Source organism: Streptomyces collinus, assembly GCF_031348265.1.
Lineage (GTDB): Bacteria > Actinomycetota > Actinomycetes > Streptomycetales > Streptomycetaceae > Streptomyces > Streptomyces collinus.
Window position 1 is genome coordinate 7,222,821 of the sequence record NZ_CP133771.1, and the last position, 14,959, is coordinate 7,237,779.

Below are 14,959 nucleotides of genomic sequence, written 5' to 3' on the forward strand. Positions count from 1 at the left end.
GCCCTCAACCGATCGGGCGTCTCCCTGCGCCGTGGTAGGCGTGGCGGGTTACAGGAGCGTGGTCCACTTCTGGTTGCTCTGGCCGTTGCAGGTCCACAGGATGACCGGGGTCCCGTTGGCGGTTCCTGATCGTTCGGAGTCCAGGCAGAGCCCGGCGCGGACGTTGCGGATCGACCCGTCGGCGCCCACGGTCCACTTCTGGTTGTTCTGGCCGTTGCAGGGCCAGATGATCACCCTTGTGCCGTTGGTGGTGCCCTGGTTGTAGGCGTCCAGGCACTTGTCACCGTAGACGCGGATCTCGCCTCCGGCCCACGTGGTCCAGAGCTGGTTGGCTGCGGTGTGGCAGTCCCAGATCAGCGACGCCGTCCCGGCTGCGGTGGAGGCGCGGTCCACGTCCAGACAGCGGCCGGATCCGGCACCACGCAGGCGTGCGGTGGTGGAGGCCAACGGGCTGCCGCCGGTCATCTTGAATACGGCGACACCGTGCGCCGGGACGCTCGCCGAGATCTGCCCGGACGTGCTCGACGTGGCACCGGTCCACAGGTCGGTGAGGGTGAACGACCCTCCGGTGAGGCCGACCTGCGCGGCCGAGGCGGTGATGGTCGTGGTGTTCCCTCCCCGGTTGAACAGGCCGACGGCGACCGATCCGTCGGACAGGGGCTTGGCGAACACCTCGGTGTCGCCGTCGTCGCGCACCCTGCGCCCGCCCGCGCCCAGCGGATCCTGGTTGACCGCCAGCAGACGGGGGTTGCGCAAGATCGCGCTCACGTCGGCGGACATGGTGCGGATGTCGTTGCCGGCCATGAGCGGGGCCGAGAGCAGCGACCACAGGGCGAAGTGGGAGCGGGACTCGGTCAGCGACAGACCGGGACGGCCGACGACCAGCATGTCGGGGTCGTTCCAGTTTCCCGGGCCCGACTGGGCGGCCAGCGGCGCGGTGACGTCCAGGACGTTGCCGACGCCCATCGGGTAGCTGTTGGTGTTGCTGTTCTGCCAGATGTCGAGCAGGTCCTCGGTCGTCCGCCACAGGTCGGCGACCTCACCCCAGTCGTACTTGTCGCCGGTGGGGGAGTGGAAGCTGTTGGGGTTGATGCTGTAGACGATCGGACGGCCGGTTGCGCGCAGGGCGTCGCGCATGATGGTGAACTGCGCGATCTGCTCGTTGAGGGTGCCGCTGCCGGAGCACCAGTCGTACTTGAGATAGTCCACGCCCCATGAGGCGAATGTGGCGGCGTCCTGGGCCTCGTGGCCCTTGCTGCCGGTGGAGCCGGGGTAGGTCCCCACGCCCTGCGCGCACGTCTTCTCGTTGGGCGCCTGGTAGATGCCGAACTTCAGGCCCTTGCTGTGGATGTAGTCGCCGAGCGCCTTCATGCCGCTGGGGAACTTGGTCGGGTTGGCCCGGAGGTTGCCCGCCGCGTCACGCTGCGGGTCGAACCAGCAGTCGTCGACGACGACGTACTGGTAGCCCGCGCCCTTCATGCCCGTGGACACCATCGCGTCGGCGGCCTGGCGGACCTGCGCCTCGGTGATCCCGCACCCGAAGCTGTTCCAGCTGTTCCAGCCCAGTGGCGGGGTGAGCGCCGGGCTGCCCGGCGCGGCCTCGGCGGTCGTGTCGGCGGAGGCGGTGACGCAGGCGGTGAGCGTCAGCGCGGTGGCCGTGAGGAGACGCAGCAGTCGTCTGTGTAAAACCATGGGGGGTACCTTCCCGGCCCGCGCAGCTGTGCGGGCCTGATGGGCCGCTCATGAGGTTGTGATCAGGCGCGCCTGGGTCAGCGCTGCAGGGTGAGCAGAGCCGGCCGGTACGGCAGCTTCAGGTAGTCGGTGCCGTCCGATGCCGGAGACCTGCCCTGGTACAGGAACTGCAGGTTGCAGGGGTCGATGGTCATGGTCTGGTCGGCGTTGACGCGGACCAGGTCACCGTGGCTGATGTCGTTGGTCCAGGTCTGGTTGGTGTTGGCCTTGCCCGCGAAGGGGTTGCTCTCGGTGCCGGCCTGCTCGGTCCACGTGCCGGTCAGGCTGGTGGCGGTGAAGGAGCGGAAGTAGCGCCCGTTGACACCCCGCGCCTCGACGATCATGAGGTACTGGTTCTGGCCCTGGACCTTGTAGACCTCGGGGGCTTCGAACAGGCGCTCCTCGGTGTCGGTCATGACCGTTGTGTAGGAGGAGCCGAAGCTGCTGGGGAAGTTCCCGAGCGGCATGGTCGACCTGAAGATGCTGCCCTTGTCGTTGGCGAAGAACAGGTGGATGTTCTGGCCGTCGGCGATCAGGGTCGGGTCGATCGGGCCGCCGACCGGGACGCTGCCGGTGAACAGCGGCTGCGGGGCGGACCAGCTGTTGGGGTTGGTGGGGTCGCTGGACGTGCGGTAGGTGAAGGGCCAGCCGGTGTCCCACCCGTTCGAGGCCAGCACCCAGATGTTCTTGGTCGAGAGGTAGAACAGTTTGGGCGCCACCACTGACCCGTTTACCTTGGTCTGGGTGGCTGTCCCCATGTCGGACCAGTTCCTGAAGGGACTGAACATCATCGCGCCCCACGAGTTTCCGTCGGAGCTGGTGGCGTACACCAGGTTCTGGCCGTTGATCGGGACGGTGGTGAAGTCCTTCAGCGCGAGCCAGCCGTTCCCCGGCTGCGCGAGCGGGCCGGTCGAGGACCACCGATACGTCGACGGAAGTGCACACGTGGTGGGCGTCCCGGACAGGCCGGTCCACTTCTGATTGTTGCCGCCGTTGCAGTTCCACAGCTGCACCGCCGTGCCGTTGGCCGTGGCGCCGCCGCTGACGTCCAGACACAGCCCGGACTCCACGGCGACGATCGTGCCGTCGGCGTTCGCCCGCCACTGCTGGTTGGTGCCGCCGTTGCAGGACCAGATCACCGGCCGGGTACCGGCCGTGGTGGCGTGGTTCGGAACGTCCAGGCACTTGTTGCCGTACACGGTCAGCTGGTTGTTGTCCGTCAGCGTCCACCGCTGATTGGTACCGCCGGTGCAGTCCCAGATCTGCACGTTCGTGCCGTCGGTCTGGCCGGCGCCCGGCACATCGAGACACCGGCCGGAAGCAACGCCGCGCACGGCGCTGGTGGTGGCCGCCTGGGCGGGGTTGGCGACGAGTGTCGCCGCCGAAGCGATGAGGGTCGCGAGCACCACAGGCAGGTGCCTGCGGCTGAAACCACGTCTGCGCATGGGGATCTCATTCCTTGAGTGAGCGGTTATGTTCGGAATACCGAACAAGGGTCGAACTGTCGGGTAAACGGAAGAGTGGAGGGCGGCCGTCTGTTTCCGGGGCGGAACTCAGTTCCTCACGATGCGCCAACGGTTGTCGGCGGTGCCGTCGTCCGAACTCTGGACCGCGAACGCACCGACAGCGGTGGAATTGTTCGCGATGGCGAGCAACCTGCCGCTGTGCTCGTTGCGGATCTTGTAGGTCCCGTCTCCCTGGTCGAGCAGTGTCCATCGGTGGTCGGCGGTGCCGTTGTCCGACCACTGCAGGACGGTCGCGCCGTCGTCCGTGGACATGTTCAAGACGCCGAGCACCTTGCCGCTGTGGGCGTTGCGGAAGCGGACCCCGTTTCCGTCGGCGATCATGTGCCAGTCGTGGTCGGCGGTGCCCGAGTCGTTCCACTGCAGAGCGCGGCCACCGTCGGCCGTGGACATGTTCTGGATGCCCAGCACGAGACCGCTGCCCACGTTGGCGAGCCGGACGGTGCCGCTGGTGTTCCAGTAGACGGTGTAGTTGTGGCCGTGCGCGTCGTGGAACGGGCCCAGGTTGACGGGGGAGCCGTTGGCGGTGGCGGTGAAGGCCAGTGACGTGCTGCTGGTCCGTCTGATCGAGGACGTGTTCAGCGAGGGGAGGGAGCTGAGCGTGGAGTCGCCGTAGTTGCCGGACAGGACCACCGGGCCGTAGGTGATCGCGGCGACGTTCGCGTTGTCGTTGGCCGCTCGCATGATGACCCGCATGGGCAGGCGGACGGTGACCGTGTCGCCGGAGGTCCAGGAGCGGGTCAGGGTGGCGTAGCTGCCTGGCGTGGTGGCGATGTCCTGTCGCGTGCCGTTGACGCTGACAGTGGCCCCGGCGGTCCAGCCCGGGATGCGCAGGCGCATCGCCCAGGTTCCGCTGACGTTGCCGGTGACCTGCAGGGTCGTCGTGTCGCTGACGGGGTATGCCGTGGTCTGGGTGACCGTGATTCCGCGCTCCGACCAGTTGAGCACCGAGGGCACGAACAGGTTCACGATCAGGGTGTCGTCACTGCGGTAGTAGATGGAGTCCATCAGCCTGGTGTGCATCTCCAGGCCCGTGCCCTGGCAGCACCAGAACGTGCCGTAGTCGGTGCTCCAGGTGCCGCCGCCCCACGCGGGACCCACACCGCGTCGGCCTCCCGGGTTGAGCGGGGTGAAGTAGGTGACGTGGCCATGGGTGTCGGCCGGGTTCTGCTGGCCGATCATGTGGTTCAGCCACGCCCGCTCGTAGTAGTCGAACAGCGCCGCCCGGTTCGGGTCCAGCGCGAACAACTCCCGCGTGAGGAGGAGCATGTTGAAGGTGTTGCAGCTTTCGCAGGTGTCCTTGTTCAGGTAGCCGGCGATGGCGTTCGGGGCGCGGAAGTGCTCCGCCTGGCTGTTGCCGCCGATGGCATAGGTGTGCGCGTCGACGGTGAAGTTCCAGGCGTTGGTGGCGATGTCCCGGTACCGAGCGGTACCGGTGGCCTTGTACTCCCGGGCGGCCCCGATCCACTTGGGTACCTGGGTGTTGGCGTGCAGTCCGCTGAGCCGGTCCTGGTTGGCCGCCAGCGGGTCGAACACCGCGGCGTGGTCGAACCGCCGGGCGACGGTGAGCCACCGCGCGTCGCCCGTCTGCTGGTGGAGATCGGTCAGCACGGCGTTCATGCCGCCGAACTCGGTTCCCAGCATGGCCTGCATCTGCTGGCCGCTCAGCCGGCCGGTGCGCAGGTCCACCCATCCCGCCAACGCGAGCAGCACGTCACGGGCTTGTGTGCTGCCGATGTGGCGCCATACGTCCAGCAGGCCGGCGAGGGTCTTGTGGATGGTGTAGTACGGCACGTTGCCGTTGCTCAGGGTCCGCTGCTCGAGGGCGGTGAAGTCGGACTCGGGGTAGCCGGAGAGGTACCCGGCGTTGAAGCCGGCGGCGCTGTTGTTGGCCTGGCATTTGGCCAACTCGGCAACCATGTGGGTTGCCTTGTCCCGGCAGACGGTGTCCCCGGTCACGGCGTACAGCTGCGCCCATGCCGTGAGGAAGTGCCCTTGGACGTGGGTGCGGAAGGGGAAGTCCGGGGCGTCCCAACCGCCGTTCGCGGCCGCGCCGTTGGTGGACAGCCGATGGTTGGCGCGGAAGTTGTGCAGCAGCCGGTCGACATCGACGAACCGCAGGTAGTTCCGCGTGCGGTTCTGGTTGTCCAGCCAGCGGCTCGCGGTGAGCCGGACCTGGTCGAGTGCGAAGGGGTGCGCGGAGACCCCGATGTCGGCCCTTGCGGGAGGCACGGCCGCGTGGGCGGGGGACGCGCAGACGAAGGATCCGGTGGCAGAGGCGGCGGCGGTGGCCCCCACTGCTTGCAGTAGGCGCCGTCTGCTGACGGAGGAAGACATCTTGAACCTCTCGGTGAGGGCAGAGTGACTGCTGGTTCGTAGGTGCGTTCGCTCGCGTGTCCGGCGGTCGGGTTCAGTGCGTCACAGGACTTGCCTGCTGCCGACGTGGCGTCATACGTGGCAGGCCGACGGCATCACGGCGGAGCCGTTGGTGGCGGCCGCCGTGCCGACGAGAGCCGATGCGCGTGAGACTCCTCCGGCACTGCCGTTGGTCCTGTTCGCTCGCCTGACGAGGCGACAGGGGGGCCGTGCCGCCGCGTGGGTCCGCGACGGCACGGCAGGGGATTGGACAATCAGGCCCAGGGGCTGACCACCGTGAAGGAGCTGTCGGCGCTGAAGGTGTCGGTGTTCTGGTAGAGGTCCATGCGCAGCGCGTAGTCGTAGTGGCGGAGGTAGCGGCCCGGGTAGTTGTACGACTCCAGGCTCACCGAGCCCGCGGTCGCGCCCGGGCGGGCGCAGTACGTGGCGTCTTTGTCGAAGACGGCCGTGCCGCTGCTGCTGTCGAAGCGGATCCGGTAGTCCCAGTGCCGCAGATAGCGTCCGGCGGAGTCGCGGAAGGAGTAGCAGTTGGCGTCCGCGAGTCCGGGCACGACGGTGAAGGTTGCGCTCTGCTTGACAGCGGTGCTGCCGGAGGATGTCACCGGGTCGATGTAGCCGAGGTTGTCGGAGCGCACCACGGCGTAACGGCTCGGGAAATTGACGGACTGGAGGGACCGAGTGGTGTCGGTCGGGAGGGTGACGCCACCGGAGACGGTCTCCTTCAACACCGTCGCGTGGCGTATGAGGCCGGACAGTCCGGGCACCTCGGTGGGCGTGGACCAGGTGGCGAAGTTGTCGTAGCTGTCGCTGTACCAGTACTTGCCGGCGCGGTAGCCGTCGTAGTAGATGCGCCAGCCTCCGTTGTCGAGCCGGACCAGGGCTGGGCCCTCGACCCAGTCGCCGAAGCCCGCCCAGTTGCCGGTCTTCTTGAAGGTGTACGGGCCGGTGAGGCTGGAGGCGGTGGCGTACTCGATGTACTTCGTCGTCTCGTTCTTGGTGAACGCGTGGTAGGTGGAACCGACCTTGACGACGAAGGTGTCGATGTAGTTCGGGCCGATGCCCGCCAGCTGGGCGGGTGTGGACCAGGCGGTCAGCGCGGAGTTGGTCGCCGTGATCTTGTAGCCGGTGAAGTGGGTCGCGGTGCTCGCCGACGTCAGGGACACGATGACGTTGACGCTGCCATCGGTGTCGATGAACCACTCGGGAGCCCAGGTGCGGGTCAGCCCGCTGACAGGGATCGTGTGGTTGTACAGGAACGTCCAGTTCACTCGGTCGGTGCTCCGGGCGAAACCGATCGTGTTCCCGGTCCAGTTGGTGGTGTAGGTGAGGTAGTACAAGCCGTCGGTGTGCTTGAAGATGCTGGGGTCTCGGATCAGACCGGACGGCGGGGTGTAGGCCGGGCCCTTTCGCAGGGTGAATCCGGTGGCGTCCGGCGAGTCGTACACGTACATGTTCGACTCGCTGCTGTTGGTGAACGCGGTCATCGCGTACCGCGTCGTCTGTCCCGCCGACGGGTGGGCGGCTCCGGCCGTACCGGCGAAGGTGGTGAGGCCCAGCAGGGCGGTCACCGAGGTGAGGAGGGCGAGGGCCGCCCTGAGGGTTCTGTTCAACGCTCGTCCCATCTCTGCGTGAACTGCCCTGACACCTGAGCAATGTTGTTCGAGGAGCCGAACTGTGTACGGTACTTCGAGCAGAAGATAGGTTTGGGTCGCGGTTCCGTCAATGCTTACGACGGGGCCCGTTTCCGGTGCGACTCGGGTCACCCGGACTGCGGGGTGGCAGTACTGTCGCGCACCTTGAACTCCGTACGAGGTGCCTTGTCCGTTCTGCGATCAAATCGGCTCGGATCAGGAACCGCGCGAGAGGTGCACCGAGGGCGGACGTGCGGGGAGCGGAGCAGTGCTCCCCTTGCGCAGGGCTGTTCACCGGACGTCCCGCCGAGTACCGCGCCACGGTGGTCCGTGTTCGAGCGGCCGGTGCCCCGGTCGTCGGGCGCGCACCGGCCCGCACCGAGGCGCGGTCCGTGGTCGTGCCGCCGGGACTGCCCGGGCATGTCGTCCCCGACGAGTCCTGGTTCCGGCTGGAGGACCCGTCGCTGACGGCCGGCGGGTTCGACGGGGCGGACGCCGTGGCCACCACCGCCGCACCGGCGACGGCGGCGGCCTCGGGAGACGGTGAACATCTGGTGGTCGGCGCCGCCATACGGGCGTTGCTCCAACTGGTCGCCCTGGGCGCTGCCCGCCGTGAGGTACAGACCGCTGTGGCGGTTGAGGAGCCGGACGCGGCCGTCGCCCGCGTCTTCCACGGGCCACTCGTCGTGTCGTTGGTGCTCGCGTTGGCTTCGTACGGGTACTGGACGGCCTTCGCGCCCGCGTCGCGGGAGGCCCGCCGGATGACGACGTCCTTGCCACTCGCCAGGGGCTGCGACGGGCCGTTTCACGCCGACTGCCACATTCGGGCGAGTGTCGTGGCGGTGAGAAGCTGCGCGGGGTTGCCCTGTCCCACCAGGTGACCGTCGCGTAGCAGGAGGCAGGTGTCCGCCGAGCGTGCGGCTTCCAGGTCGTGTGTGGCCTGGACGACGGTCACCCCGTCGGTGACCAGTTCGGTCAGGAGGGCCGCGATCCGCTCCCTGGCCTCCGGATCGAGCCCAGTGGTGGGTTCGTCCAGGAGCAGCAGATCCGACTCCTGGGTGAGCCCTTGGGCGATCAGGGCGCGTTGTCTCTGTCCGCCGGACAGCTCCCCGAGCTGGCGGGACGCGAGGTCCATGATGCCCAGTCGTTCCATGGCCGTGTCCACGATGGCGCGGTCCTGCCGAGTCAGTCGGCGCCATGGCCCGCGCTCACCCCAGCGCCCCATCTCCACCGTCTGTCTGACGGTCAGGGGTAGCGCGTCACCGACGGCGCCGCGCTGGGGGACGAACGCCGGTGGCCGGTCGCCGGCGTGGTGCAGCTCGCCTGATGTGGGCTGGATCACTCCGGCGAGAACGCCGAGCAGGGTGGACTTCCCGCTTCCGTTCGGGCCGACCAGTGCGGTGAGGGCCAACGCCGGTATTTCGGCGTCGAGTTCATGGAGAACGGGGCGGCCCGGGTATCCGGCGGACAGTTCGGTGAAGCGGGCGCGGGGCGTCGTGTCCTTGGCCGGAGAGGGGGAGGGGAAAGTTTTGAACATGATTGTCATTGTAATATGTTCACATGGAGTGGTTGACGGACCCCTTTCAGGTGACCTTCGTCCAAAGGGCCTTGTGGGGCGGGATGTTGGTGTCGGTGATCTGTGCCCTGGCCGGCACCTGGGTGGTGCTCAGGGGAATGGCCTTTCTCGGTGACGCCATGTCTCACGGGCTGCTGCCCGGAGTCGCGCTCGCCGCGCTGCTGGGCGGCAACCTGCTGGTCGGGGCGTTGCTGAGCGCGGCCGTCATGACCGCCGGCGTCACCACCCTCGGCCGCACCCCGAAACTCTCCCAGGACACCGGCATCGGCCTGCTGTTCGTGGGGATGCTGTCGCTCGGCGTCATCATCGTCTCGCGGTCGCAGTCCTTCGCGGTCGACCTGACCGGGTTCCTCTTCGGTGACGTCCTCGCCGTCCGTGAACAGGACTTGGTGTTGCTGGGCGTGGCGCTGCTCCTGGCGCTGGCCGTCTCGGTCCTCGGCCACCGGGCCTTCCTCGCCCTGGCTTTCGACCCGCGCAAGGCCCGCACGCTCGGCCTGCGGCCCCGCCTGGCGCACGCCGCGCTGCTCGGCCTGCTGGCGCTCGCCATCGTCGCCTCCTTCCACATCGTGGGGACGCTCCTGGTCCTGGGCCTGCTCATCGCGCCGCCCGCGGCAGCGCTGCCCTGGGCGCGCAGCGTGCGGGGCGTCATGACCCTCGCGGCGCTGCTCGGCATCACCGCCACCTTCGGCGGGCTGCTGCTGTCCTGGCACATGAGCACCGCGGCCGGCGCGACGGTCTCGGGCCTCGCGGTGGTCCAGTTCTTCCTCTCTCACCTGGCATCCGCCCTCCGCCACCACCGCCGTGCGCGCCTCGTCGACGCTCCCGCTGCGGCAACAGACTGAAAGAAGCCTGAGGCGATCCCCTTGTTCGTCGGAAGAAACGTCACTGCCCGGTCGTCGGCCGCGCTCGTTGCCGTCGCACTGCTCACCACGAGCTGCGCCGGCCAGGACGGCAACGCGTCCACCCCGAAAGCCGCTGCCTCGCCCTCCACCCCGCACGGGTACGTCGAAGGGGCCCAGGAGCGGGCCGAGCAGCAGTCCCGGCTGGTGCTCAACGACCCGGAGACCGGGGACTCCCGAGTCCTGGATCTGATCACCGGAAAGGCACACGAGGTGCCCCGGACGACGGGCACCACGCACCTCACCACGGACGGCCGGTTCGCCTACTTCCACACCGCGGGCGGCACGCGTGTCCTGGACAGCGGTGCCTGGATGGTGGACCACGGCGATCACGTGCACTACTACCGCGCGACCGTGCGTGGCGTGGGCCGGCTGCCCGCAGGCGCGGACGCGCGGATCCGCAGCGACGCCGGCGTGGCCGTGGTGACCGACGGGGACGGCCGGGCCACCATCTACCGCCGGGCCGCACTGGAAAAGGGCAGGATCGGATCCCCCCGCCCGCTTCCCGGGACACTCGCGGGAGCCGTCGTGCCGTACGCGGAGCACCTGCTCGGCCTCACGGAGGACGGGAAGCTCGCGGTGTACGACCGCGAGGGCAAGCGCGTCGCGTCACCTGACGCACGGTGCGAGGACCCGAAGGGCGACGCCGTCACGCGGCGCGGAGCCGTCCTCGGGTGCGCCGACGGCGCCTTGCTCGTCCGGGAGGACGACGGCACGTTCACGGCAGAGAAGATCCCGTACGACAGTGACGTACCCGAAAAGGAACGGGCCACGGACTTTCACCACCGGCCCGGCAGCGACACGCTCACAGCGCCGTCCGGCGACCGGGCCGCGTGGGTCCTGGACGTCACCGAACGCACATGGAAACGGGTGAGGACCAGCGCTCCCGTGATCTCCGTCAACACCGCGGGCGAAGGCTCGGTGCTGATCGTCCTCGAGGCCGACGGATCGCTGCACGGCTACGACATCGCCACCGGCAAGCAGGTCACCAGGACGAAGCCACTCATCACGGGCGCCCTGGACGCCGGCACCGACGGCAACGCGGCACCGATCGTCGAGGTCGACCGCAGCCGCGCCTACCTCAACGACCCCAAGGGCAAACGCGTGCACGAGATCGACTACAACGACAACCTGCGCGTCGCGCGCACCTTCGACCTGGACATCGCGCCGTCCCTGATGGTGGAGACCGGGCGATGACGCGGAAGACGCCAGGGGCACGGCGCCCGCGCACGTTCCTGCTGGCCTTGCTCACCCTCTTCACCGCCGGCGCGGCGACCGCCTGCGCGAACGACGACGACCGCCCCCGGGTCGTGGTGACGACCAACATCCTGGGCGACATCACGCAGGAGATCGTCGGTGACGAAGCCGACGTCACCGTGCTGATGAAACCGAACGCCGACCCGCACTCCTTCGGACTGTCGGCCGTGCAGGCCGCCGAGCTGGAGCGCGCGGACCTGGTGGTCTTCAACGGGCTGGGGCTGGAGGAGAACGTCCTGCGGCACGTGGACGCCGCCCGCGAGTCCGGAGTGGCCACCTTCGAGGTGGGCAAGGCGGTCGTCCCGCTCACCTTCCAGGCATACGACGACGGCGGCCCGGAGGAGGAAGCCGGGCAGCCCGATCCCCACTTCTGGACCGACCCCAACCGCGTACGCAAAGCCGCCGGCCTGATCGCCGACCAGGTCACCGAACACGTGGACGGCGTGGACGAAAAGGCGATCCACGCCAACGCCGACCGCTACGACACACAACTCGCCGACCTCACCACCTGGATGGAGAAGTCCTTCGCCCGCATACCGGAGAAACAGCGGGCGTTGGTGACCAACCACCACGTCTTCGGCTACCTCGCCGAACGCTTCCACTTCCGGGTGGTCGGCGCGGTGATCCCGAGCGGCACGACGCTGGCCTCTCCCAGCTCCTCCGACCTGCGCTCGCTCACCCAGGCCATGCGCGAGGCCGGAGTGCGCACCGTTTTCGCCGACTCCTCTCAGCCCAAGCGGCTGGCCGAGGTTCTGCGCACCGAGCTGGGCGACGGTGTGCGCGTCGTCGAGCTCTACTCCGAATCGCTGACCGAGCCAGGCAAGGGCGCCGGCACCTACCTGCAGATGATGCGCGCGAACACCACCGCCATGACCGATGGCCTGAGCGGCGCCTGAACCCGAGCCTTCCCACGTGAACACCGGCCGACCGGCCACCAGTACCCCCACTCCACGCCGCACCCCCGCGGCCCCAGAAAGGAACACACCGGTGAACAAGCCGATACGCAACAGAGCCTTCACGGGCACGGCTCTCGCCCTGGCAGCCTCCGCGGTCCTGACCGCCTGCGGAGGAGAAGACACCTCCTCGCCCGACACGCAGGCCAAGAACGCTCCGGGAGCCAAGGCCGTAGCGGTCAAGGAACCGCTGGTCGCCACGTTCGACGGCGGCCTGTACGTCCTGGACGGCGAGAGCCTGAAGCTGGCCAAGACGATCGAGCTGCCCGGCTTCAACCGCCTCAACCCCGCGGGCGACGACTCCCACGTCATCGTCTCCACCGACGCCGGCTTCCGCGTCCTGAACGCCGCCGAGCAGACCTTCCCCGGCATCGAGTACAAGGGCGCCAAGCCCGGGCACGTCGTCCTGCACGCCGGCAAGACGGTGCTGTTCACCGACGGCACCGGCGAGGTCAACGTCCTCGACCCCGACGACCTCGACGGCGGCGAGAAGCCGCAAGGCCGCACCTACACCTCCGCCGAGCCGCACCACGGCGTCGCCATCGAGCTGAGCAACGGCCACCTCCTCAGCACCCTCGGCACCGAGGAGAAGCGCACCGGCGCCCTCGTCCTCGACCAGAACAACAAGGAGATCAAGCGCAACGAGGACTGCCCCGGCGTCCACGGCGAGGCCGCGGCCAAGGGCGAGGCCGTCGGAATCGGCTGCGAGGACGGCCTCCTGATCTACAAGGACGGCAAGTTCACCAAGGTCGACGCCCCCGACGACTACGGCCGCATCGGCAACCAGCGAGGCAGCGACGCATCCCCGATCCTCCTCGGTGACTACAAGACCGACCCGGAGGCCGAACTGGAGCGACCGACCCGCATCTCACTCATCAACACCGAGACCGCGAAGCTGCGCCTGGTCGACCTGGGCACCAGCTACTCCTTCCGCTCGCTCGGACGCGGACCGCACGGCGAGGCACTCGTCCTCGGCACCAACGGCATCCTTCACGTCATCGACCCGGAGACGGGCAAGGTGGAGAAGAAGATCCCCGTCGTGGACAAGTGGCAGGAGCCGCTGGACTGGCAGCAGGCCAGGCCCACCCTCTTCGTCCGCGACCACACCGCGTAAGTCTCCGAGCCGGGCAAGCGCAAGCTGCACGCCGTCGACATCGAGTCAGGGAAGAAGGCCACGTCCGTGACCCTGCCGAAGAGCACGAACGAGCTGTCCGGCGTGGTTGCCGGACATTGATCCATCCACCTCGGCGAGGGGCGGGCCGGTGGAGTGGCCTGGTGCGCACCGCTCCCAGTGGTCACCAGGCAGCCGGTCCACCAGGGTGTGGCGCTTACTCTGCCGACGTCACTCCCCGCCCCTGGAGGATGGTTCGAGCCCCGATCACCTTGCTGCGGAACAGGTAGTTCGTACCTCAATGCTGGGCGATCCGGCCGTCGGAGAACAGCCCTCGTCCGCCTGCGCCGGTTGCCGACCGGCTCCGCGTGCGGTTCCCGCGCCGCAGCACGTCGCTCTCCTGATCACCATGGGGGACAACCCCGAGCGGCGCGTCGAGGCGGGAGCGCGCTGCAGCCGCGAAGCCTGGCTGGGACTCACCGGGGCACGGTGCTTTCTCGGACCACGAGGGTGGGCCGGAGAAGGACCTGTTCGGCCTTGGCGTCCGGGTCCTTGAGCCGGTCGAGGAGGAGGCGCATGGTGTGTCGTGCGACCAATTCCAGTGGCTGGGCGAGGCTGGTCAATCCCGGGTCGACGAAGTGTGCGCCGACGCTGTCGTCGAATCCCACGACGCCGACGTCACGGCCGACGGCCAGTCCCCGCTCCCGGCACGCCTGGAGCGCACCGATCGCGATCGTGTCGCTGACGCACACGAAGCCTGTCGGCGGCTGCTTCCTGTCGAGGAGTCGAACAGCGAGCTCCCGGCCCGTGCTGATCTCGTCGGACCCGCGGACCGCGAGATCACGGGTCGAGAAGCCGTGTGCACGCATGGCGCGGCGCCAGCCGGACTCCCGGTCGTCCCCGAACCCGTTGCGCCCGTCCAAGCCCAAGTAGGCAATGCGCCGGTGACCGCGTTCGGCGAGATGGTCCACGGCCTGCTCCATACCGGCGGCGCCGTCGACGTCGACCCACCACGTGTCCGACATGGGATGACCCCAGGGGCGCCCGAAGGAGACGAAGGGAATGCCGCGTTCGCGTAGGAAGGTGATGCGAGGGTCGTGGTCCTGGGTGAAAGTGATCACGAAGCAGTCGACGGTGTTCGTGCTGAAGATCTCCTGGATGACCTGGATCTCTTCCTCGTCGGTGGCGGCGGGGTGGCAGTAGACCGCATGGTCGGCTCGGTGTGCCGCTACCGAGAGTTCGTAGAGAAAGCTCGCCCATACCCCGCCCGACTGACCTTCGGTGGTCGGCAACAGCCGAAAGCCCACGGCCCGCGGAGACTGCGTGCGCAGTGAACGCGCAGCCTGGTTGGGTCGGTAACCCAACTCGTCGACTGCTTTGAGGACCCGCCGCAACGTAGTTGGGCTGAGACGGTCCGGGGAGTTCAAGGCGTAGTGAACGGTCTGCTTGGAGACTCCCACCCGCGCCGCCACCATGGCCATGGTCGGCCTTGACGACGCGGACGTTCCCTCAGCGGCCGGCTTGCGACCGCGCTGCGGAACCGATGGTTGATCGGTAAAACTCATCCGTTCATTCTGGTGGGCAGGGAGTGCGACAGTCAAGCATGTTCGACCCCCGCCCGCCCGCAGCGTCGCGCCGATCAGGACCACAGGATCGCTGAGGGCTGTCGTCGAGCGTCCCCGGGTGTGTCATGCGCACGCCTCGCGCCGAGGACGCCCGTGAACTGGTGGAATATCCGCGAAGTGGTCACGGGATATGCCGGGCCTCTCCCGATAGCGTCCCAGTGCAGGCGCCGCTGCGACGGTCACCTTCTCGTGCGTGCAGACCTCTTGACTTGCTGCGGCAAACGCCCCTACGGTCCCCGTTTTATCGGTAACACAAAGGTTTTATCGATGACACCGA

The 14,959-nt window shown here is 68.3% G+C and carries 10 protein-coding genes and 1 pseudogene; 5 read left to right on the plus strand and 6 right to left on the minus strand.

Annotation, left to right across the window (positions count from 1 at the left end; translation table 11 throughout):
• Positions 1 to 48 precede the first annotated feature (48 nt).
• The 4 genes from RFN52_RS32620 to RFN52_RS32635 all read right to left on the minus strand — a co-directional run bounded on the left by RFN52_RS32620 (position 49) and on the right by RFN52_RS32635 (position 7,240).
• Positions 49 to 1,692 carry a glycoside hydrolase family 27 protein gene (locus RFN52_RS32620; RefSeq protein ID WP_184851651.1) on the minus strand — a complete coding sequence of 548 codons (1,644 nt, stop codon included), beginning with the start codon at positions 1,690 to 1,692 and terminating at the stop codon, positions 49 to 51.
• Between the two features lie 77 nt (positions 1,693 to 1,769).
• The gene (locus RFN52_RS32625) at positions 1,770 to 3,176 is read right to left on the minus strand and encodes a non-reducing end alpha-L-arabinofuranosidase family hydrolase (RefSeq protein ID WP_184851653.1); all 1,407 of its coding nucleotides are present in this window, start codon (positions 3,174 to 3,176) and stop codon (positions 1,770 to 1,772) included.
• Positions 3,177 to 3,284: 108 nt separating this feature from the next.
• Positions 3,285 to 5,591, minus strand: a complete 2,307-nt coding sequence (locus RFN52_RS32630) for a beta-L-arabinofuranosidase domain-containing protein (protein ID WP_184851655.1) — start codon at positions 5,589 to 5,591, stop codon at positions 3,285 to 3,287.
• Between the two features lie 293 nt (positions 5,592 to 5,884).
• A complete protein-coding gene (locus RFN52_RS32635; RefSeq protein WP_311241105.1) occupies positions 5,885 to 7,240 on the minus strand; it encodes a glycoside hydrolase family 43 protein in 1,356 nt (451 codons plus the stop codon).
• A gap of 344 nt (positions 7,241 to 7,584) precedes the next feature.
• Here RFN52_RS32635 and RFN52_RS32640 point away from each other — a divergent pair, with 344 nt between their 5' ends.
• Positions 7,585 to 8,142 (plus strand): hypothetical protein, encoded by a 558-nt coding sequence (locus RFN52_RS32640; protein WP_184851660.1) that lies wholly within the window; start codon positions 7,585 to 7,587, stop codon positions 8,140 to 8,142.
• Here RFN52_RS32640 and aztA read toward each other — a convergent pair.
• On the minus strand, positions 8,067 to 8,807 hold the full coding sequence (gene aztA / locus RFN52_RS32645) for a zinc ABC transporter ATP-binding protein AztA (protein ID WP_184851662.1): 741 nt from the start codon (positions 8,805 to 8,807) through the stop codon (positions 8,067 to 8,069). The two genes, RFN52_RS32640 and aztA, sit on opposite strands and share 76 nt — an antisense overlap.
• 14 nt (positions 8,808 to 8,821) lie before the next feature.
• Here aztA and aztB point away from each other — a divergent pair, with 14 nt between their 5' ends.
• The 4 genes and pseudogenes from aztB (at position 8,822) to aztD (ending at position 13,180) form a co-directional block, all read left to right on the plus strand.
• Entirely contained in the window at positions 8,822 to 9,679 is an 858-nt protein-coding gene (aztB, locus tag RFN52_RS32650; protein WP_184851664.1) for a zinc ABC transporter permease AztB, read from the plus strand.
• Positions 9,680 to 9,700: 21 nt separating this feature from the next.
• Entirely contained in the window at positions 9,701 to 10,933 is a 1,233-nt protein-coding gene (locus RFN52_RS32655) for a hypothetical protein (RefSeq protein ID WP_184851665.1), read from the plus strand.
• Positions 10,930 to 11,889 carry a zinc ABC transporter substrate-binding protein AztC gene (gene aztC, locus RFN52_RS32660; protein WP_184851667.1) on the plus strand — a complete coding sequence of 320 codons (960 nt, stop codon included), beginning with the start codon at positions 10,930 to 10,932 and terminating at the stop codon, positions 11,887 to 11,889. The genes RFN52_RS32655 and aztC overlap by 4 nt, the downstream gene beginning before the upstream one ends.
• A 91-nt stretch (positions 11,890 to 11,980) precedes the next feature.
• Positions 11,981 to 13,180 (plus strand): annotated as a pseudogene (aztD, locus tag RFN52_RS32665) (zinc metallochaperone AztD).
• Between the two features lie 353 nt (positions 13,181 to 13,533).
• Here the strand turns inward: aztD and RFN52_RS32670 are convergent.
• On the minus strand, positions 13,534 to 14,622 hold the full coding sequence (locus tag RFN52_RS32670; RefSeq protein WP_184851669.1) for a LacI family DNA-binding transcriptional regulator: 1,089 nt from the start codon (positions 14,620 to 14,622) through the stop codon (positions 13,534 to 13,536).
• Positions 14,623 to 14,959: the final 337 nt, after the last annotated feature.

Excerpts from the sequence above, each read along its gene's own strand:
- aztA (WP_184851662.1), bottom strand. The coding sequence starts at position 8,807 with ATGACAATCATGTTCAAAACTTTCCCCTCCCCCTCTCCGGCCAAGGAC.
- RFN52_RS32670 (WP_184851669.1), bottom strand. The coding sequence starts at position 14,622 with ATGAGTTTTACCGATCAACCATCGGTTCCGCAGCGCGGTCGCAAGCCG.
- RFN52_RS32625 (WP_184851653.1), bottom strand. The coding sequence starts at position 3,176 with ATGCGCAGACGTGGTTTCAGCCGCAGGCACCTGCCTGTGGTGCTCGCG.
- aztB (WP_184851664.1), top strand. The coding sequence starts at position 8,822 with ATGGAGTGGTTGACGGACCCCTTTCAGGTGACCTTCGTCCAAAGGGCC.
- RFN52_RS32630 (WP_184851655.1), bottom strand. The coding sequence starts at position 5,591 with ATGTCTTCCTCCGTCAGCAGACGGCGCCTACTGCAAGCAGTGGGGGCC.
- RFN52_RS32620 (WP_184851651.1), bottom strand. The coding sequence starts at position 1,692 with ATGGTTTTACACAGACGACTGCTGCGTCTCCTCACGGCCACCGCGCTG.
- aztC (WP_184851667.1), top strand. The coding sequence starts at position 10,930 with ATGACGCGGAAGACGCCAGGGGCACGGCGCCCGCGCACGTTCCTGCTG.